17 protein-coding genes and 1 tRNA gene are annotated in these 18,325 nt (G+C 59.8%); 10 read left to right on the top strand and 8 right to left on the bottom strand.

Annotated features, from left to right (window positions below; all coding sequences use genetic code 11):
* Positions 1 to 30: 30 nt before the first annotated feature.
* Together LB513_RS03090 and LB513_RS03085 are read left to right on the top strand one after the other, a co-directional pair.
* Entirely contained in the window at positions 31 to 939 is a 909-nt protein-coding gene (locus LB513_RS03090) for an MBL fold metallo-hydrolase (protein WP_224661996.1), read from the top strand.
* A 178-nt stretch (positions 940 to 1,117) separates the two neighbouring features.
* Positions 1,118 to 2,866 carry a right-handed parallel beta-helix repeat-containing protein gene (locus tag LB513_RS03085; protein ID WP_224661995.1) on the top strand — a complete coding sequence of 583 codons (1,749 nt, stop codon included), beginning with the start codon at positions 1,118 to 1,120 and terminating at the stop codon, positions 2,864 to 2,866.
* Between the two features lie 24 nt (positions 2,867 to 2,890).
* Here LB513_RS03085 and LB513_RS03080 read toward each other — a convergent pair whose 3' ends face one another.
* Entirely contained in the window at positions 2,891 to 3,676 is a 786-nt protein-coding gene (locus LB513_RS03080; RefSeq protein WP_224661994.1) for a DUF1499 domain-containing protein, read from the bottom strand.
* Between the two features lie 128 nt (positions 3,677 to 3,804).
* Complete coding sequence (locus LB513_RS03075) at positions 3,805 to 5,433, bottom strand: fatty-acid--CoA ligase (RefSeq protein ID WP_224661993.1); 1,629 nt, start codon at positions 5,431 to 5,433, stop codon at positions 3,805 to 3,807.
* A 290-nt stretch (positions 5,434 to 5,723) separates the two neighbouring features.
* Here LB513_RS03075 and LB513_RS03070 point away from each other — a divergent pair, with 290 nt between their 5' ends.
* Together LB513_RS03070 and LB513_RS03065 are read left to right on the top strand one after the other, a co-directional pair.
* On the top strand, positions 5,724 to 6,017 hold the full coding sequence (locus LB513_RS03070; protein ID WP_224662407.1) for a hypothetical protein: 294 nt from the start codon (positions 5,724 to 5,726) through the stop codon (positions 6,015 to 6,017).
* A gap of 134 nt (positions 6,018 to 6,151) precedes the next feature.
* Positions 6,152 to 6,541 carry a DUF427 domain-containing protein gene (locus tag LB513_RS03065; RefSeq protein WP_224661992.1) on the top strand — a complete coding sequence of 130 codons (390 nt, stop codon included), beginning with the start codon at positions 6,152 to 6,154 and terminating at the stop codon, positions 6,539 to 6,541.
* An 8-nt stretch (positions 6,542 to 6,549) separates the two neighbouring features.
* Here the strand turns inward: LB513_RS03065 and LB513_RS03060 are convergent, their stop codons facing one another.
* From LB513_RS03060 to ppdK, 3 genes are all read right to left on the bottom strand, one after another.
* A complete protein-coding gene (locus LB513_RS03060) occupies positions 6,550 to 7,287 on the bottom strand; it encodes a polysaccharide deacetylase family protein (protein ID WP_224661991.1) in 738 nt (245 codons plus the stop codon).
* A 166-nt stretch (positions 7,288 to 7,453) separates the two neighbouring features.
* Complete coding sequence (locus tag LB513_RS03055) at positions 7,454 to 8,554, bottom strand: glycosyltransferase family 9 protein (RefSeq protein WP_224661990.1); 1,101 nt, start codon at positions 8,552 to 8,554, stop codon at positions 7,454 to 7,456.
* 124 nt (positions 8,555 to 8,678) lie between these two features.
* On the bottom strand, positions 8,679 to 11,339 hold the full coding sequence (ppdK, locus tag LB513_RS03050) for a pyruvate, phosphate dikinase (RefSeq protein WP_224661989.1): 2,661 nt from the start codon (positions 11,337 to 11,339) through the stop codon (positions 8,679 to 8,681).
* 213 nt (positions 11,340 to 11,552) lie between these two features.
* Here ppdK and LB513_RS03045 point away from each other — a divergent pair, with 213 nt between their 5' ends.
* The 4 genes from LB513_RS03045 to LB513_RS03035 all read left to right on the top strand — a co-directional run bounded on the left by LB513_RS03045 (position 11,553) and on the right by LB513_RS03035 (position 12,600).
* Positions 11,553 to 11,897, top strand: a complete 345-nt coding sequence (locus tag LB513_RS03045) for a VOC family protein (protein WP_224661988.1) — start codon at positions 11,553 to 11,555, stop codon at positions 11,895 to 11,897.
* A 128-nt stretch (positions 11,898 to 12,025) separates the two neighbouring features.
* Positions 12,026 to 12,100, top strand: a tRNA-Gln gene (locus tag LB513_RS03040).
* A gap of 130 nt (positions 12,101 to 12,230) precedes the next feature.
* Positions 12,231 to 12,362: a DUF6538 domain-containing protein gene (locus tag LB513_RS25300; protein WP_411962677.1), complete on the top strand. Its 132-nt coding sequence runs from the start codon at positions 12,231 to 12,233 to the stop codon at positions 12,360 to 12,362.
* A gap of 25 nt (positions 12,363 to 12,387) precedes the next feature.
* Entirely contained in the window at positions 12,388 to 12,600 is a 213-nt protein-coding gene (locus tag LB513_RS03035; protein ID WP_224661987.1) for a hypothetical protein, read from the top strand.
* Between the two features lie 740 nt (positions 12,601 to 13,340).
* Here LB513_RS03035 and LB513_RS03030 read toward each other — a convergent pair.
* Complete coding sequence (locus tag LB513_RS03030; protein ID WP_224661986.1) at positions 13,341 to 13,658, bottom strand: zinc-binding dehydrogenase; 318 nt, start codon at positions 13,656 to 13,658, stop codon at positions 13,341 to 13,343.
* Between the two features lie 61 nt (positions 13,659 to 13,719).
* Positions 13,720 to 15,186: a sensor domain-containing diguanylate cyclase gene (locus tag LB513_RS03025; RefSeq protein ID WP_224662406.1), complete on the bottom strand. Its 1,467-nt coding sequence runs from the start codon at positions 15,184 to 15,186 to the stop codon at positions 13,720 to 13,722.
* Here LB513_RS03025 and LB513_RS25220 point away from each other — a divergent pair.
* The gene (locus LB513_RS25220; RefSeq protein ID WP_318011171.1) at positions 15,185 to 15,706 is read left to right on the top strand and encodes a Na+/H+ antiporter NhaA; all 522 of its coding nucleotides are present in this window, start codon (positions 15,185 to 15,187) and stop codon (positions 15,704 to 15,706) included. The genes LB513_RS03025 and LB513_RS25220 overlap by 2 nt on opposite strands.
* A gap of 443 nt (positions 15,707 to 16,149) precedes the next feature.
* Here LB513_RS25220 and LB513_RS03015 read toward each other — a convergent pair whose 3' ends face one another.
* Entirely contained in the window at positions 16,150 to 16,878 is a 729-nt protein-coding gene (locus tag LB513_RS03015) for a FadR/GntR family transcriptional regulator (RefSeq protein ID WP_224661984.1), read from the bottom strand.
* Positions 16,879 to 17,138: 260 nt separating this feature from the next.
* Between LB513_RS03015 and LB513_RS03010 the strand changes: the two genes are divergently transcribed.
* Positions 17,139 to 18,242 carry a sugar ABC transporter substrate-binding protein gene (locus tag LB513_RS03010; protein ID WP_224661983.1) on the top strand — a complete coding sequence of 368 codons (1,104 nt, stop codon included), beginning with the start codon at positions 17,139 to 17,141 and terminating at the stop codon, positions 18,240 to 18,242.
* Positions 18,243 to 18,325 lie beyond the last annotated feature (83 nt).

Below are 18,325 nucleotides of genomic sequence, written 5' to 3'. Positions count from 1 at the left end.
CTTTTGCCGTTCGGGGAGCAATGTGGCGACATGGCGCTCAAATTCGATACCAGCTTCGATCCCTGCTACGGCCAAGGGATAGAGGTCGCGCCCGACGTCCGGCGCGTCACCGCGCGAAACCCCGGCCCTTTCACCTTTCACGGCACCAACAGCTATGTGGTCGGGCGCGGCACGCTGGCTGTCATCGACCCTGGGCCGGATGACGAGACCCATCTGCGGAAGCTGCTCGACGTGATCGCCGGCCGCCCGGTCAGCCACATCTTCGTCAGCCACACGCATCGAGACCACTCGCCGCTGGCGGCCCGGCTGAAGGAACACACGGGAGCAAAGGTGCTGGCCGAGGGGCCACACCGGCCGGCAAGGCCGTTGCATATCGGCGAGACCAATGCACTCGACGCCAGCGCCGACACCGCTTTCACTCCGGATGTCGCACTGCCGGACGGCTCGTTGGTCGCCGGCGATGGCTGGGCGATCCGAACTGTTCTCACGCCTGGCCATACCGCCAATCATGCCGCCTTCGCCCTGGAAGACACCGGCGTCCTGTTTTCGGCCGACCATGTCATGGCCTGGGCCACGTCGATCGTCGCGCCGCCGGACGGGGCGATGGCCGACTACATGGCCTCGCTCGACCGGCTGATCGACCGCGACGACCGCGTGCTGCTGCCCGGCCATGGAGGACCGGTAACGGCACCGCGCGCTTTCATGCGCGGGCTCAAGACCCACCGCAAGATGCGCGAAAGGGCGATATTGGAGCGGGTCAGAGCCGGCGACCGGACCATCGCCGAGATGGTCAAGGCGATCTATCGCGACACGGACCCCCGGTTGCATGGCGCTGCCGGACTGTCGGTGCTTGCTCATCTTGAGGATTTGGTGGCACGTCGAGTGGTCAAGTGCGACGGCGACGTGACAATGCAGGATGAATTCACCTTGGTCACATAGCGGCAAAGGCTTCTAAAACATGAATCTCGGCAGGCGAAGTTTGCAAGTATGACCTGATGGCTAAGAGTTGGCCCCTTTGCCGCAGCATGCACGCGTCACGGGATTTTGAAGAAAGGTGCCCATCAATTCGCTTCGACTTGGGCTAGCCTTTAGGAATGTAGCAGTAAGGATCACATTGATGTTTGGCCGGGTGACCCGCCGCAAAACGCTGTCAGCGCTTGCTACCGCCACCGTTGGAATAGCGGCATCATGGCAGCGTCCGCGTGATCCCGGTACCAAGCCTTTGGGACTGACTGGGAATATTGTCCCGTTGGAGGCGTTTGGCGCTAAAAATTGGTCACAAGCGCTGATGGACGCGTGTTCATATCTTAAAGCAAAGGGCGGCGGCACTATTACGGTCGGAACCGGCGATAAGGCCTTCGAAAAGACCTGCAAGCTCAACTTCTGCAACGACATAAAGATTACGGGTTATGGTGCAAGATTTGTTCGAGATTGGGCACATAGCAACGGCAATGGAGATATGCTCTCGGTTTCAATGTCTGAAAATTTCGTTCTCGAAGGTATAACGATTTTTGGCGACAGCGAGGCCTATGGCGTCAACGGCTCCTATGGCGCACACAACCTTAATATATCCGGCTGTCGCAACATCGTCTTGCGGCAGATCAAAAGCACACATGCGGTGACAGATGGAGTGAGAATCAATCGTGTGGCAGCAGGAATTCTCGATGGCGTTTCGGTCGCGGATACGGATAGCAACGGGGCATTTTATGATTGCATAGTTGAATGCGGTGGAAGGCAGGGCCTATCCGTCATCGCCTGCTCAAGCTTGTTGGTATCTGGAGGAAGGATTGTTGACACCGGCAAGTCATCTGCAGGTTTCATCGCTCCTGGAGCATCTGTTGACCTAGAAAGAAACGTTCCTGCCTACCCGCCTCGAAATGTGCGCTTGGTAGGAGTGGAATTTGGCGGCGGAAAATCCGGTGTTATTGTTAATGTCGACAGTGTCGACACAGTAATTGAGAATTGTACGATAAAAAATGCGGCGAGTTACGGTATCATCAATACTGGTTCAAATACTCGCGTGATTAATACAAGAGTCGTCGATTGTGGTCGACCAAAGCGCCCGAGCATTGTTAATGGGAACGCTCGCAGTGGATCCGTTCCATCTAGCCTTACACTTGACGGCGTTGAAATAGTTGGTGCCATTCATGGTGGCATTAATGTCGAGGATCGGACTATCACCTACATACGGAATACCGTTGTACGAGATGGCGCTAACTATGGGCTGCGCTGGGCTACGACTGCGGGCGCGGACCTAGGAGAAGAGGGTCTACTGGATATCGACGGGCTACGTGTTGAAAGGCTCCATGCAAGCGAACCAATCAAGAATGTGGCATACTTGTTCGGCGCAAGGATCAACCTGCCGGCTATACTGAGACGGATCGTCCTTGACCCAAAATCCGCCAAGGGGACATCAATAGGGTGCGGCGCCCGCCTAGACACATTACTAAATGTTCGCGAGATGAGCGACTGGCACATCCTTAGTACGTTTCCAAGCTTCGCAGTTTCTGGTATGGAAAACGTGTCAATCGCCCAAAGAAACACGGAATTTTCAGGGACAAGTTCTTCGGTAAATCATCCTAAATTTCAACTTATAGAGGAAGATTCATCCATTTCTTTGTCTGTTCGTCGGAATGCACCGCAAATAATGCATAGCGGTATGTTAACGGCGGATCGATCTGTTTCGCTTTCTAAGAAGCGAGCAAGTGTCGGCGATAAATTCCGCATTACGCGAACCGGCGGAGGCACCTTCAAACTTAATGTAGGTGACGGTCCACTCAAATCCCTAGCTACCGATGCGTGGTGTGAAGTCATATATGACGGTTCTGTTTGGCGGCTTATGGCCTCGGGGGTCCTGTATGATTAGGCTGTGCATTATAGCCATCGCACTCTATTCCGCCGCTGCCGGCCCCACCTGCCCAGCAACCTCCTGGTCCAGTTCCGCCAGGAACTCCACGATGCGCGCAGCATTGTCACCCAAATCATGGCGGCCATATCGGGATGCCGAGCGCATGTCCACGATGACGGTATCGCCCTCGTCGGTCACGCGGATGGCGACGTCGGCTGGAAGACCGATTACGAACCCTTTGGCCACCGCGGTGATCGTCACCTCGGTTTGGCCGTTCAAGGCGGGATAGGGTTCGGTCAGATCCCAATCGCGCCGGTCGAGCACGGTTTCGACGGCGTTGACGATTGTTTCGAAAGGCAGATCGTAGCTGCGGGCGGTAACCAGCGGATAGCTTTCGGCCTGCAGCCGCTGCTCGCCGGGCGTCGAGGGCGAAAGCACGTTCATGTCGGGTGCCCGATTGCTCATATCGAGCGCCGGCGGGTCATCGAAATCGGTCGAGATGTCCCTCAGCGGCGGGTAAAGCGTCGCCCAGTAGGCGGCAACGCCGAAAGGCGCCAGCACCAGCAGGGACAGCAGGATGCCGACCGTCAGGTCACGGCCGCCTCGGTCGCCGAAATTCCACAGCCGCGAAAAGCCAAGCCCGGCGAATAACAGGGCAAAAGCCGCCAGCAGCGCGACAATGGCCAGCACCCACAGGAAAACTGGGGTTTCGACGAGATTGAAACGATGACCGACGAAAACCGTTAGCAGCAGCACGGCCGAAAACGCGGCCGTGCGCCGCGACCATCCGGCGGCTTTCGACGTTCGCCGTTCGGGAATGCTAGCCATTGGATTCCGCGTTGCCCCACCCTGACGCAGACATAGCGCATGACCTTGAAAATCGGAATCGATTTTCGGAGAGATCACCAGCGCACGAGGCCGCAGTTTCTGGACCTGAACCGATCGCGCGGCTCGCATCAATCCGTCGGCAGGCGATAATCGCTGAATTGCCGGCGCAAGGTGGTCTTCTGGATCTTGCCGGTGGCGGTGTGGGGGATTTCAGCGACAAAAGCGACATCGTCGGGCATCCACCATTTGGCCACCTTGCCGTCCATGAAAGCGAGTATGTCGGCCTTGCTCGGCTCCTTGCCCGATTTGCGAACGACGACCAGCAATGGCCGCTCGCCCCATTTCGAATGCTGGATGCCTATGGCCGCCGCTTCCGCGACATCCGGGTGGCCGACGGCCAGGTTCTCGAGGTCGATGGTCGAAATCCACTCGCCGCCGGACTTGATGACGTCCTTGGCGCGATCGGTGATCTGCATATAGCCGCCGGCATCGATATGGGCGACGTCACCGGTGTCGAACCAGCCATCCTCGTCGAATTGCTCCGCCCCGGCGCCGCCATAGTAGGCGCGGGCCACGGCCGGCCCCCTCACCTTCAGGCGGCCGAATGTGGCGCCATCCCAGGGTCGCTCCTTGTCGTCGTCGTCGGTCACCTTCATCTCGACGCCGAAGGGCGGATGGCCTTGCTTCTGCTGGACATCGAGCCGGGCGTCTGCCTGCAGACCGGCATGTTCGGGCTTTAGGGTGCAGAGCGTGCCGAGCGGCGACATCTCGGTCATGCCCCAGGCATGGATTACCTCGACGCCATAATTCTCCTGAAACTTTGTCATCAGAACGCGCGGGCATGACGAGCCGCCGATCACGACCTTCTTCAGGTGAGGAAGCGTCTTGCCGGTTTCTTCCAGATGCTGCAGCAGCATCATCCATACGGTTGGCACGGCGGCGCTGAAGGTAACCTTCTCGCTGTCGAGTAATTCGTGGATCGAATCACCATCCATCTTGCAGCCGGGCATGACCAATTTCGCGCCGGTCATCGGCGCGCTCTGGCCAAGCCCCCAGGCATTGGCATGAAACATGGGCACAACCGGCAGGACCGTGTCGCGCGCGGATATTCCCATCGCGTCGGGCATGGCGGCAATCATGGCGTGCAGCACGTTCGAGCGGTGGCTGTAGACGACGCCCTTGGGATCGCCGGTGGTGCCGGACGTGTAGCACATGCCTGCGGCGGTGCCTTCGTCGAAGGCCTTCCAGGCAAAATCGCCATCCGCCTCGTCAAGCCACTCCTCATAGGCGACAGCATTCGGCAGTGTGGTTGGGGGCATGTTTGCCCTATCGGTCAGCACGATTACCTGTTTCAGGGATTTGACGGCGCCGGCGATCCTCTCGAGCAGCGGCACGAAGGTCAGATCGACGAAGACGGCCTTGTCCTCGGCATGGTTCATGATCCAGGCGATCTGCTCGGGAAACAGCCGCGGATTGAGCGTGTGGTAGATCGCGCCGATGCCCATGATCCCGTACCAAGCTTCGAGATGGCGCGCGGTGTTCCATGCCAGGGTGGCGATGCGGTCGCCCATGCCATGACCGTCGCGCTCCAGGCGCTGGGCGACCTTCAGCGCGCGGCGGTGGATATCGGCATAAGTCGTGCGCACGATCGGTCCCTCGATCGAGCGAGAAACGACCTCGCGCACGCCGTGCTGTCGTTCGGCATGGTCGATGAGCTTGTGGCAGAGCAGCGGCCACTCCTGCATCAATCCAAGCATCGGTTCTCCCCCTGCGCTTTCGCGTCGTGCTTTTGTCGCCATTGTGGAGCGAACCGTCGGATTGTCCAGTCGACAGGCATATGGGCCGAGATCAGGCACGCCACAATCCGGCCATTGTCGGCGTTAAGTTTCGTTAACGGGCAAGGGGCTATCGGCGACTCATAGAGGTTCGCATGGACGCGCTGCTTGAAGATCAGACTCCGCTGGAAGACAAAGCCCTGCTCGAAGATAATGACCTGCTCGAAGATAAGGCCCTCGAGGATTCGCTCGCCGAGAGTCTGGCCGATGTAATGCCGGACACAAAGACCGTATCCGAGGACGAATTCGTTGAAGTTGTCGGCGGCGCGCTGGAAGCGGTCGGCGGTACGCTGCTGTTCAAGATGCGCGTCGAGAATGAAGGCGAAGGCCAGCATGTGGCGGCCGCATCCGTCGGTGATGGCGGCAACCGTCAGTTTCTGCTGCTCACGCTGCCGACCGGCGGTGGTCATCTGAAGGTCGAAACTGCGTCGAGAAGCAGCAACCCGGTCGCCGGCATCGCAGCCGCTTATGCCGGGCTCATGGATGCCTTCAAGGCTGCTGCCTGACCGCTGGCGGATAACGACGTTCGTCGGCGCTGGGCGTCAGCGCCGCCCGGCAACGCTTCCTGATGGATTGGACAGGAGGCCTTGCGCAACGCGGTTGCGCGACACACCTTAAAGTCCAGCCATGGAGACCCCTTATGGATCAGATCGCCAACCCCTCACCCGGCTTCCAACGTAATCCGGACAAGGTCATTACCGTCGAGCCCTATGACGGCACTGTCAGGGTGCGCGTCGGAGACATTGTGATCGCCTCTTCCACGAAGGCCAAGGTCTTGACCGAGCCGCCCTATCCCGCTGCCTTCTACATTCCGTTTGCCGACATCGATTTCGACAGGCTGAGCCGCACGGATCATTCGAGCCATTGTCCCTATAAGGGCGATGCCAGCTACTGGAGTGTACCGTCCGCCGGCGAGACAGGGATGAATGCAATGTGGGCGTATGAACGGCCATTCGACGAGATGGCTGAGATCCGCAACCACGGCGCGTTCTACGCCAACAAGGTCACAATCGAGTCGACACCGGGCTGAACCCGCCGTCAGTCCGTGGTGCCGTTATTGCCATACCCGACGGCGTCGTCGAGCCGCACAAAGGTAACGCCCTTCGCCTTCAACGCCAGCAGCCCTTGCACCACACCTTCGCCGGCTGCGTGCGTCGGCTGATTGATGTGTGAGATGATGACGTCGCCATCCTTGGCGGCTGCGATGCGCCGAGCGGTTTCCCCGGCACCAAGCAGCGAACCGCCATCGCCGTTGATCGAGAAACCGGCGATCTTGAAGCCAAGCTTGCGGATCATCGCGATTGCCGATGGGCTGTATTCGGCGGTGGCGCCGCGAAACCATTTCGGCGATGGCTCGCCGGCCCGGGTAAGAGCGGCGGCGCCCGATTCCACCTCGGCCATTACGGCGGCGGGGCTGCCGGCGGTGGCGATGCCATAGATCTTGCGTGGCGTGTCGACGGCCGGGATATGACGACCGCCGTGATTTTCAAGTTCGAACAGGCCGGGATGCGCCCGCATGATCTCGACCGCGGCGGCGTTTCGCTTCAGCCAGAGGCCTGTCACGAAGATGGTGGCGGGGATGTTGTTGTCCACCAGCGCCGAAAGGATGCGGCTGTCGGTCTGTCCGCCGCAGGCATCGAGCGTCAGCGCAACGCGCCCGGCACCACCTTCCGGCTTGATGTGCAGCGTGGGCTCGATCAATGGCGCTGCACGGCCGCTGGACAGCATGGCCAACGACATGGCGATCACACAGAGACCTTCTTGCAGCAGCCGCATCAATCGAACTCCTGAGGGCAAGGGTTTCAGGCAGGCAAGCCCAGACCCGCATGAAGGCGGAAATTGGGATGGGAGATAGCAAAAAACTGGCGCGCGACAAATTGCCTGTCGATATGCCGAACCGCATCGTCAGAGAGAACGTATCCCGGCGTCTGCGGCCGCATTCTCAGACAATCGGCTCCAAGTTCTGTTCGGTGTCAGATAAAAGCTGGCGCACGGCCTCGACCACTGGCGGGACTTCCACCCGCCATACGCAGCAGACCTTGCTGGAACTAATCGTGCTGCACTTGTCGGGTGCGATGCAAACGCAGGGCATGGACGGTTGAAGCGCGATACTGCGCACGCCCAACGGACCCCAGCGAATGGGGCTCGTGTAACCATAGAGTCCGACCACGGGAGTTCCCGCAGCCGCCGCCATGTGCATCGGGCCGCTTTCATTGCCGAGGAATAGCCTGGCCTGTTTCAGCACCGCCAGCAGCGATTCCAGCGACAACTGGCCGACGAGGTTGACCAGCGGCAAACCCGTCAACGCTATTATCTGTTCGGCAAGCGGGCCTTCCTCCGGGCCACCCACGAGCACGACATTCAAACCGGTTTCGCCCACTATATCGCGGATCGCGGCGGCGAAACGCTCTGGCTGCCAACGGCGTCCTTCGAAGCTCGCACCCGCGTGCACGGCAATGAATGCCCTCGGCTGAACGTCGTGCTTTTGCAGCAGCGTCAATGCGTATTCAGTCTCGGCCGGCAATGGCTGGATGTTTGGAACTGTCACATTGAGCTTAACGCCAAGCGCCTCAAGCGGCGAAAGATAGCGATAGACAAAATGCTTGCCGCCAAAGCCGTACGGCCTGGCAAACAGATTGGCCGGTTGCCGTTCGAACAGGCGCAATGGCCTCTCGGGAGGGTTATATCCGACCCTGGTTTTCGCGTTGATCAAACCGGCTATGAAACGGGAGGTCTTTGAATCGGTGATGTCGATCGTAAGGTCGAACCGGAAGCGGCGCAGCTCTCGCACGACGGTGTAAAGCTCCTTTGCGCGCTCAAGTACAGTGCCGCGTGTGCTGGCACGTTTAAACGTGACCACGTCGGAGGCGATGCGATGAGCGAGCACGAAATCGCCGGTGCGAGCCTCGCAGAGAAACACGAGCTTGGAGCCCGGAAAGGCGAGCCGCAGATTCTCCGCGAGCACGGAGGCGAGGACGATATCGCCTATGAATTTCGTTTGGATGACGAGGATCGTGCTGAACCGCATGGGCGAAATCTGCAATATTTGTCTCCTGCGAGCAATTGGCGAGGCGGCGCAAACTGCTCGCGAACGGTGTCGGGATCAGGCAGATCGTCGGCACGTCCACGTGATTAGCAGAACCAGGATCTTGGCCGGACCTATCCCCTTAAGGTTTCGCAGCCGCCTGCGCCGCCGCCAGCCTGGCGATCGGTACGCGGTAAGGCGAGCAGGACACATAGTCCAGTCCCACTTCCTCGCAAAAGCGGATCGAGGCAGGATCGCCGCCATGTTCGCCGCATATACCAAGCTTGATGTCCGGTCGGGTTGCCCTGCCCTTTTCGGCGGCCATGCGCACAAGTTCGCCGACGCCTTCGATGTCGAGGGAAACGAACGGATCCTGGTCGATGATGCCCTTCTGGCGATATGTCTCCAGGAAAGAGGCCGCGTCGTCGCGCGAGATGCCGAAGGTCGTCTGGGTCAGGTCGTTGGTGCCGAAGGAGAAAAACTCGGCCGATTCGGCGATGACATGGGCGCGGATCGCCGCGCGCGGAAGCTCGATCATGGTGCCGGTCAAATAGTCGATTGTGACGCCGGTCTCTTCCATGACGCTTTTGGCGACAGCGTCGATGCGCGCCTTCACAAAATCGAGTTCCTTCACCAGGCCAACCAGCGGGACCATGATTTCCGGCACAACCAGCGCGCCGACCTTCCTGCCGGCCTCGACGGCCGCCTCGAAAATGGCGCGCGCCTGCATTTCGGCGATCTCGGGATAGGAAACGGCCAGCCGGCAGCCGCGATGGCCGAGCATCGGGTTGAATTCGTGCAGGGCCTCGGTGCGCTGCCTGAGCTTGTCGGGCGAAACGTTCATCGCGGTCGCGACCTCGGCCACCTCCTCCTCGGTCTTGGGCAGGAATTCGTGCAGCGGCGGATCGAGCAGGCGGATGGTCACCGGCAGGCCGGCCATGATCTCGAACAATTCGAGGAAGTCCGAGCGCTGCATGGGCAGGAGCTTGGCAAGGGCGGCGCGCCGGTCCTTTTCGGTATCGGCCAGGATCATTTCGCGCATGGCGACGATGCGGTCGCCCTCGAAGAACATGTGCTCGGTGCGGCAAAGCCCAATGCCCTCGGCGCCAAACGAACGCGCCATGCGGGCATCGAGCGGCGTTTCGGCGTTGGTGCGCACCTTCATGCGGCGGACCGCGTCCGCCCACTCCATGATGGCGGCGAAATCGCCGGACAGTTCCGGCTGCAGCATCGGCACGGCGCCCTTCAACACCTGGCCGTTGCCGCCGTCGATGGTGATGATATCGCCCTTGCGGAAGGTCGATCCCATGGTCATCAGCGTTCCGGCCTTGTAGTCGACACGCAGCGAGCCGGCGCCCGAAACGCAAGGCTTGCCCATGCCACGCGCGACGACCGCCGCGTGGCTGGTCATGCCACCGCGCGTGGTGAGGATGCCTTCCGAAGCATGCATGCCATGGATATCCTCGGGGCTGGTTTCAATGCGGACGAGAATCGCCTTGCGGCCTTGCGTCTTCAGGTCCTCGGCGTCCCCGGATGAGAAGACAATCTCGCCGGTGGCAGCACCCGGAGAAGCAGGCAAGCCGATACCGATCACATCGCGAGCGGCCTTGGGGTCGATCGTCGGGTGGAGCAATTGGTCAAGCGAGGCGGGGTCGATGCGGGCGACGGCCTCTTCCTTGGTGATCAACCCGTCGCGTGCCATCTCAACGGCGATCTTGAGCGCCGCTTTGGCGGTGCGCTTGCCCGACCGTGTCTGCAGCATCCACAATTTGCCGCGCTCGATGGTGAATTCGAGATCCTGCATGTCGCGGTAGTGCTGCTCGAGCCGGTCGGAGATGGCGACGAAGGACTGGAATGCATCCGGCATCAGCTTCTGCAGCGACGGCTTGTCCGAGCCCGCGGCGATGCGCGCCGCCTCCGTGATGTTCTGCGGCGTGCGGATGCCGGCGACGACATCCTCACCCTGCGCGTTCACCAGGAACTCGCCATAAAGCTGCTTCTCGCCGGTCGAAGGGTTGCGGGTGAAGGCGACGCCGGTGGCCGAGGTCTCGCCCATATTGCCGAACACCATGGCCTGCACATTGACCGCCGTTCCCCAGCTTTCGGGGATATCGTGAAGGCGGCGGTATGTGATGGCACGGTTGTTCATCCAGCTCGAGAATACGGCGCCGATGGCGCCCCAGAGCTGCTCGTGCGGATCCTGCGGGAAAGGCTTGCCGAGTTCCTCCTCGACCTTTGCCTTGTAGAGCTCGATGACGCCCTGCCACTCGGCAGCGGTCAGCCCCGTGTCGAGTTCGTGGCCGAGCCCGCCCTTCTGATCCTCGAGGATTTCCTCGAACACCTCATGGTCGAGGCCCATGACGACATCGGAATACATCTGAATGAAGCGGCGGTAGCTGTCATATGCAAAGCGCGCATCGCCAGATTCGGCGGCAAGCGCCTCGACCGTCTCGTCGTTCAATCCGAGATTGAGGACGGTATCCATCATGCCAGGCATCGAAGCGCGGGCTCCGGAACGCACCGACACCAGGAGCAGCTTGGACGGATCACCGAACCGCCGCCCGGTCAGATGGCCGATGTGGTCGAGCGCAGCCGCGACATCCGCCTCCAATCCGGCCGGGTAGGTGCTGCCATTGGCATAATAGGCGTTGCACACTTCCGTGGTGATGGTGAAGCCCGGCGGCACAGGGAGACCCAGACTGCACATCTCGGCCAGGTTGGCACCCTTGCCCCCCAACAGATTCCTGTCGCCGGCGCGGCCTTCCGCCGCACCATCGCCAAAGGTGAAAACCCATTTGGTCATGCTCTGCTCTCCGGTTGCAGGAGATTGGAAAGATTGGCGAAACGGGTCGTTCCGCCAGGACGGCCTTCGGACCGATATGATGCTGCAGTGCGAAAGGCAAGGCGTCTCAACGGCAACGCCGCGCTACAATCGATTAAGCAAAAGCCTCCTCAAAAAGACTTGTCGCCTAGGTCACCGGTGGTTAGAACATATAGAGAACACGGAGATGCCGCGATGAAACTGTCCGGAAAACTCGACTATCTGGAAATGCCGGCGACGGGTGGAATGCTGGATCGGTTGAAGGCATTCTACAGTACCGCCTTTGCTTGGTCGTTCACAGATTATGGGCCAACCTATTCGGCCTTTGCCGAAGGTCTGGACGGTGGGTTCCAAGCCGACGCTTCGGAAGCGCCCGCCAAGCCTCTGCCGGTGCTATACAGCCAGAACCTGGAAGACGCCTTCGCCGCGGTTGAAAGCGCAGGAGGCGCGATCATAAGGCCTATCTACCCCTTCCCCGGCGGCAGGCGCTTCCACTTTGCCGATCCGGCCGGCAATGAGTTGGCCGTCTGGGGCGAATAGGCCCGGCTACATGCCGCTGGAAGCACTTGCTCTGCAATACGGCAGGCTGTTTGCGTCGTCGCGCATAAGGATTGTGCTTTTTAGCCGCTCTGCTAATAACGCGCCGCGAAAGCGACTCTGACGGCAATTGGGGCGTCGCCAAGTGGTAAGGCATCGGTTTTTGGTACCGACATTCCCAGGTTCGAATCCTGGCGCCCCAGCCAACAAACCCGTAACAGACTGTTCTAACTCCCCTTCTTCGCCAGAAGGAACCGACGAACGCCCCCTTGCTACAATTGACTGATACAAATCAGGGCGGGGACGTCGCCTGCTCAATGTGGTCGACGAGACGGCGTGTTCCATTTCCGGCGAGTCGTGCCCCCGCCGTTGCGATCCCGGATTGGACGTTCAGAACTGGTCCGGAGCCTATCCACAAATGCCGTAGCCTCTGCCAGAATGCGCGCTGATTTGCTCTATACATTCTGAAGGACGTTTCGCGGCCGCCGCCTCCATGCTCTCATCCGATGAAATTGCCCGGCTGGTGAAAGACTTTTATCAGCTCAGCCTGACCATTGACGACCATCGCCGGCCTTTGCCGGAGCAGCCGTGGTCCGAGGAGGATCATCAGGCGCGATCGAACTATCTCGATCAGACGCTCGCCGAGCAGCGCGATGCTTTGCGCAAAAGTGATTTCGACAAAGCCAACCCAGCCGCACAATTGTGATGGCTCGGGGCAATGTGGCCGAAAGCGACCTAGGTCCAGGCGAATACAATCAAATCCGCCAAGCGATCCTGCGTGCCAGCATCGACATAATTAGTGAGCTTCGCGCACGCCAAGACGGTGACTTCAATCATGACCCTTAGGGCAGACTGCTCAAAGACGCTCTCAGTGGGGCGGTCAGCACGCCGGAGCGACCGGTTAAGCCACCTGACCCATCGGTAGCGCCATCTCCGCCAGAGCTAAGCCGCGGGCCGAACTTTCCAAGATTGCTGAGGTCTTACGTTCCGACCAGGTCGCGGTCAAAATCTGGGACCAGCAAACAGCCGGCCAGGCTCGAGGTCGCGAGCGGTGGTCGATTAAATTTGGGACCGACAATCAAACTTGCGAGTCATACTGGGGACGGGGCTTAAAGCCGATTCACCACCGCGATGTCGACACTCATGTTGTCCAGGACAATCTGAAGCCCCTCGAGTGGTACTTTTTCCTTGGCCAGTTGCGATAAATCCAACCGCCGGAGGTCGCCATTTCCAGTAGAGAGGCGAAGCCTGCTGCGCCAAGGCCGCGCATGCCGTGAAGGCTGAGTTGCGTAGAGATACCAGTTTGGCCAAGGACAAATTCACATGCTGTCTCGTCCCACGGGGTAGCCCATCTAAACGTGCCGGCCGAGCTTGCACAACGAGAGAAGTGAATTGTTGTTGCGTTGACCCCGAAAGCATCGACGGAGGCACGGACGCCGCCTCTGGTCAGGTCGCGGACCGCGGCCCCAGCATCGTCCGTGCTAAGACGTCGACAAGCAAGTCGGCCCCCAGATCCTCGGCTTTGGCCAACGCGGCTTTGCTTATGTCGACCGCAACAATCCGGGCCCCGATTGCCGTCGCCAGCATGATCGCGGACAGGCCCACGCCACCGCAGCCGTGTACCGCAAGCCATTCGCCGCGTTGCAAGTCACCGCGATCAGCAAGCAAATTCTGACCGCCTTCGGACCCATAAACGTCGTGGAAATCCCCTCGCATGGCGCTACGTGCGAGCAGCGCCGGCCTGGCTGGTTCAGTGATTTTCACTTCGGCCTAGTGGATGGAAGAGCTACATACCGAGCGACTCTCCCAGCGGCGGACGACATGTTTAGCGTGGTTCCTGTGCGTGCTCGCGATCAGCGTTTGGACCGGAATAGAAATTGCTTTTGGCTTCGTACATCGCAAGATCTGCCCTGCGAACGGTCGCCTCGAGCGGCTCGCCGGGAATACTGGTCGCGCAGCCCATAGCCAGGCTGAGAGGTACGCCGGTGTAGAACTGATTGTTGAGGTCGATCAGGCGATTGATCTCCTCGCGCTTGGAGTGGCCGTCATCAGCATCCGTACCAGGCATAAGGAGAACAAATTCGTCACCGCCAATGCGCGCCACGCAGGATGGTGCGTCAATTGCCTTGCTCAAAACTTCGCCGGCGCGGCGCAGCAACGCGTCGCCGACCGCATGACCCCACTTGTCGTTTGCCATCTTTAACCCGTTTAGATCGGCAGCAATGACTGTCACCGGATGGGTTTTCTTCCGCTCCAGCCGGTTCAGTTCTTCCACGTAATAGGAGCGATTGTAGAGCTTCGTCAGCACGTCATGCCGGCCGAGGAATTCGAGATAGCTCTCCGCCTTCTTGCGCGCGGTGATGTCGGTCAGAGCCACCTGCACGAGCGACCAGTCGTGCTCATATCCTGGGAGCACCGAGAACTGCATAAGGAGATGCACCTCATTCCCGTTGAGCGCATAGTTGACCACTTCGCGACTCTGAAACAGCTTGCCGTCCCATAGATCGATGAGCTGCTCTCTAAACGGCGCCTGCATCTTATCGCGAAAGATATCGCCGAGCCGGTGAAGCAGTGTGGCCTTGTCCGGAGCATGAAATAGGTCGACCGTCTGGCGGTTGACATCGAGCACCCGGATCTCGGCCATGCATCGCTTGACGAACTCCGGATGGACGTCGGTGAATACGCGCAAATCCTCAATTCCGCGCGCCCTCAACTCATCGAGCAGGCTCTGGATCCGGCTGAAATCCTCAACCCAAAGTGAAACCGGAGAATGTTCTAGAAGCCCATGGGCGTAACGCTCACTGTTCGCCTGTTTGCGCCGTGCCTCTTCCCTCTCGGTCACATCTTCAATGGCAATCAACACCCGGCCGAAATCACTTTCATGACCCGGCAGCACACGTCCCGTCATCAGAATATCGATGCGCCGCCCCGCGAGAGTGTAATTCACCGATTGAGTGGAGAACTCGGTCTCGCCGTTCCACAATGCCGTCAGCTCGCCGATATGATGATCGAGCATATCATCCCTGAATACGCTTGCGAGGTTGGCGATTAACTCAGCTTCGCCTGGCGCATCGAATAGCTCCAATGTCTTTAAGTTCACCTTGAGGACGCTTATTCGCTCGGAACAGGCTTTGACCCGTGACCGGTCGGCACGGAGATAGGAGGCCAGGTCAGTGATACCGAGCGCCCGCCATTCGTCGAAGAGCCGCCTGACCCCGCTGAAATCTTCGAGCCATAGCGAAGTTGGCGCGAACTCGAACATCCCTTCGTAATCATTAAGCTGGACCGGCATTTGCTGGGCCGAGCCTGATGCACTTGCCAGAATAGATCTAGAAGCGTGGCGCATCATAGTTGACCTCATTTGTGAAACGCCATCTCCGGAGCACCAACGTTCCGCGCTCTGCGTTGTATCATTCCGAGCTATAGCTCAGCTTGCTGAACACAGCCCTAACGTTCGTGGCAAGAAAATCCGTCATGCGTTTAAGCCCATTACGAACTCCTCGGCTGGCGTCGGCCTGCCACAAAGATATCCCTGGCGGGCGGTACGCCCGGGCAAGCTGATCGGCGTGTGTGGCTCGGTGTTGATCCTAGTACGCACAGGTCTCGCCGACCTGCCTGCAAGGGCGTCGTGGACGCAGACCTTTGGGCGTCCGCTGCTTTGCGGCATGGACTTCAGCGGCAATCTTCTCATCGGCTTTCTGGCCTTTGAGGATCCGGCCCTTCGGGACCGCGCCAAGATCGGCATCATCATGGGTTGGGTTGTCGCCGACTTGGCAGGCTTCTTGATCCTTAAGACTGACGGTCTGTCTTAAGATGAACAACGCAGCCACCTTGATGTCGGTTTTGCGTAGCCTTTGGCCTTACCAAGAGATTGGCTTTGTCTGTGGCCCGGCTCTAGGCGGCCGAACTGGCCGCTTCAATTTATGCCTCATCAAGCCTTTGGATTCCGTCTGGGAAGCCTCAACCCACGAATGCTTCAACCTTGTCGAAGACCAGCTATGCAGGGAGCCGCTCACTTCACCCGGCCAACCAACTGTCGTCACCCGTAATTCGCCTTCTATAAATGCCTGAACGCTCCGAACAAACGGCCTCGATAAAGTTGCATTCTTCACCGCAATAACCCTCCCCCGCGTGACGAGCGCGCGGCAGCTCGCTGCCTTCATTTCCGAGGCTCGGCTATGTGCCGGGTCATAGTGCCGCCCGCGTGCGACTCACCAATTCGAACGGCCGTTCATCTCCGTCTGCCCGTGAATGTTCAGACGCGCCTAGCTGCCGGGCCGGCGCTCAGAAGCAGCGCCAGACGGTTTGCGGCCCCCCGCAGATGCTCCTCCGCCGCCCTGCGAGCCTCTTGGGGGCTACCTTCCGCGATCGCTTTGAAAATCGCGACGTGCTCTCTCTGGACGTCTGCAAGTAGTGCATTTCGCAGCGAACTGGCACGTGCCTTTCGGATGAAGTTGCGGACGTGCGATTCGAGAAAATCAGACATCTCCCGGAAGTGCGGATTGCCCGAGGCGTCAACGATCTCGCGATGAAAGGCCAAATCTTCCTCGATGCCTGCTCTACCGTCGTCGAAGGCTTTCTGGATCGAGTGAAGTTGCCTTTCGATCGCGGCAAGCTGCTCCGCCGAACGTCTTTCGGCAGCCAGCGCCGTCGCGGCCGACTCAACAGCCATCAGCAGTTCAATGACATTACGGATATCGAGCGCATCGGTGAGATCGATCCCGGCCAAGCGGAAGGCGATCTCCTTCGTTTCAATAACAAACGCACCAAGTCCCTGTCGCGTAGCCACAAGGCCGTCCCGTTTGAGCGTGCCGATTGCCTCACGCACGATTGGTCGGCTGACGCCGTATTTCTCCGACAGGTCTCGTTCGGTCGGGAGCTTGTCGCCGATGGCATAGATCCCCGAGGTGATGTCCTCGCGGACACGGGCCGCGACGACTTCGACCAGCGAAGGCGCGCGTCTGACCCTGTCGTCGACCACCATGGCACTCTCCAAAATCAACCTCCGACCATGGATGGCAGGCCAGTGCAACCCAGCTTCGGCGAGGCGAAACAAATTCTAGGCCAAGATAGCAGATTCTACTTGTCAGGCAACCAAGCAACATGGTTATTAGCGAAGTGAGGAGATGGCGGGGATTGGTTCGAAGCTGGTGATGCCAGCGGCGAAAGCGACTTCGTGTACCTTCTTGAGGGACCGGGTGCCCGCGTCCCGCACGTCTCGAATTCGCGTAATGGGAGGAACACATGAACGTTTTTGATGATGGCAAGAGGATTGCCAGGCTCGCCCAAGAGGCTGCGGAATACACCGATTTCAGCCGCAGGTCGCTTCTGAAAGGAATTGGAGGCGCGCTCGGCGGCGCCGCGTTTGCGGGCATCACGACAACGGCCAGCGCCGAGGAAGTGACTCCGCCGAAGCCGGGCAAGAAAGTAAGGATCGGCGTGCCGCTGACCTACGGACCGTTCAATCAGCCGTGGCGCCGTGGATGCTGGCAGATCGTCAAAGCCGTGCTCGATGCCGGTGGCGAGGTCGTCAGTGTCCGCGGTGAGCCGACCAAGGCGAGCGAGCAGTCGGCCGAACGCGCGCTGCTCGACCGCGGCATCGATGCACTGGTCATGGGGATATACTCGCAGGAATCGGAAACGGCCTATATTGCCGACGAGGCGCACAAGCGCGGCATCAAGACGGTCGGTTTTACCATTCCGGTCAAGGATTCGCCCGCCGTCATGGACGATGTGTGGGGGACGGCGACCACACTCGGATACTTCGTCCAGAACTACACTGGTCGCCAAGGCACCTTCGCCCAGACGGCCGAGCAGCGCGGCTATTTCACGCCGTTCGACATGGAAGTCGACATGTTCGAACTCATGTGCAAGTACGAGCCGCGCATGAAGGTGCTTCCCTTCATCGACGGCGGTCAGGGCACCACTGACGAAATTTCGGTCGGCCGCAAGAACATGCTCTCGCTGCTGCAGGCGCATCCGGAGCCGAAATCGCTCGCCGGCTTCATTTCCTGGTGGTGGCCGTTCACGCTCGGCGCGGGCCAGGCGCTCAAGCAGATGGGCCGTGACGACGTCCCGCTCTTCAACCACTATCTGTCGACGCAGTTCCTCGAGGCCTGGGCGGCCAAACAGGTGCCCGTCGTCTTCAGCTGCGACTCCCCCTTCCCCGAAATCGGCCGCAAGACCGGCGAACTCGCGGTCAAGCTAGCGCGGGGCGAGGATGTTCCCAACATCGTCTATCGTATTCCGGTGATCACCAAGACCCCGGACCAGGCGCAAGCGGCGCTGGCCGAGCTCAAGAGCTGGGACGAACAGGCCATCGCACTGCTCAAGCAGTTTGGCGGCTGATCAGATCGGCGGGCGGTCAAGTAGCCCCCGCCCGCCTTCTTCCTCAAGCGGACAGACAGATCGAGGTGGAATCCGGCACTAGC

This window comes from Mesorhizobium sp. ES1-1 (assembly GCF_020164785.1).
Taxonomy (GTDB): domain Bacteria; phylum Pseudomonadota; class Alphaproteobacteria; order Rhizobiales; family Rhizobiaceae; genus Mesorhizobium.
Note: the sequence above shows the minus strand (reverse complement) of the source record. Positions and strands in the feature narration are given on the sequence as shown.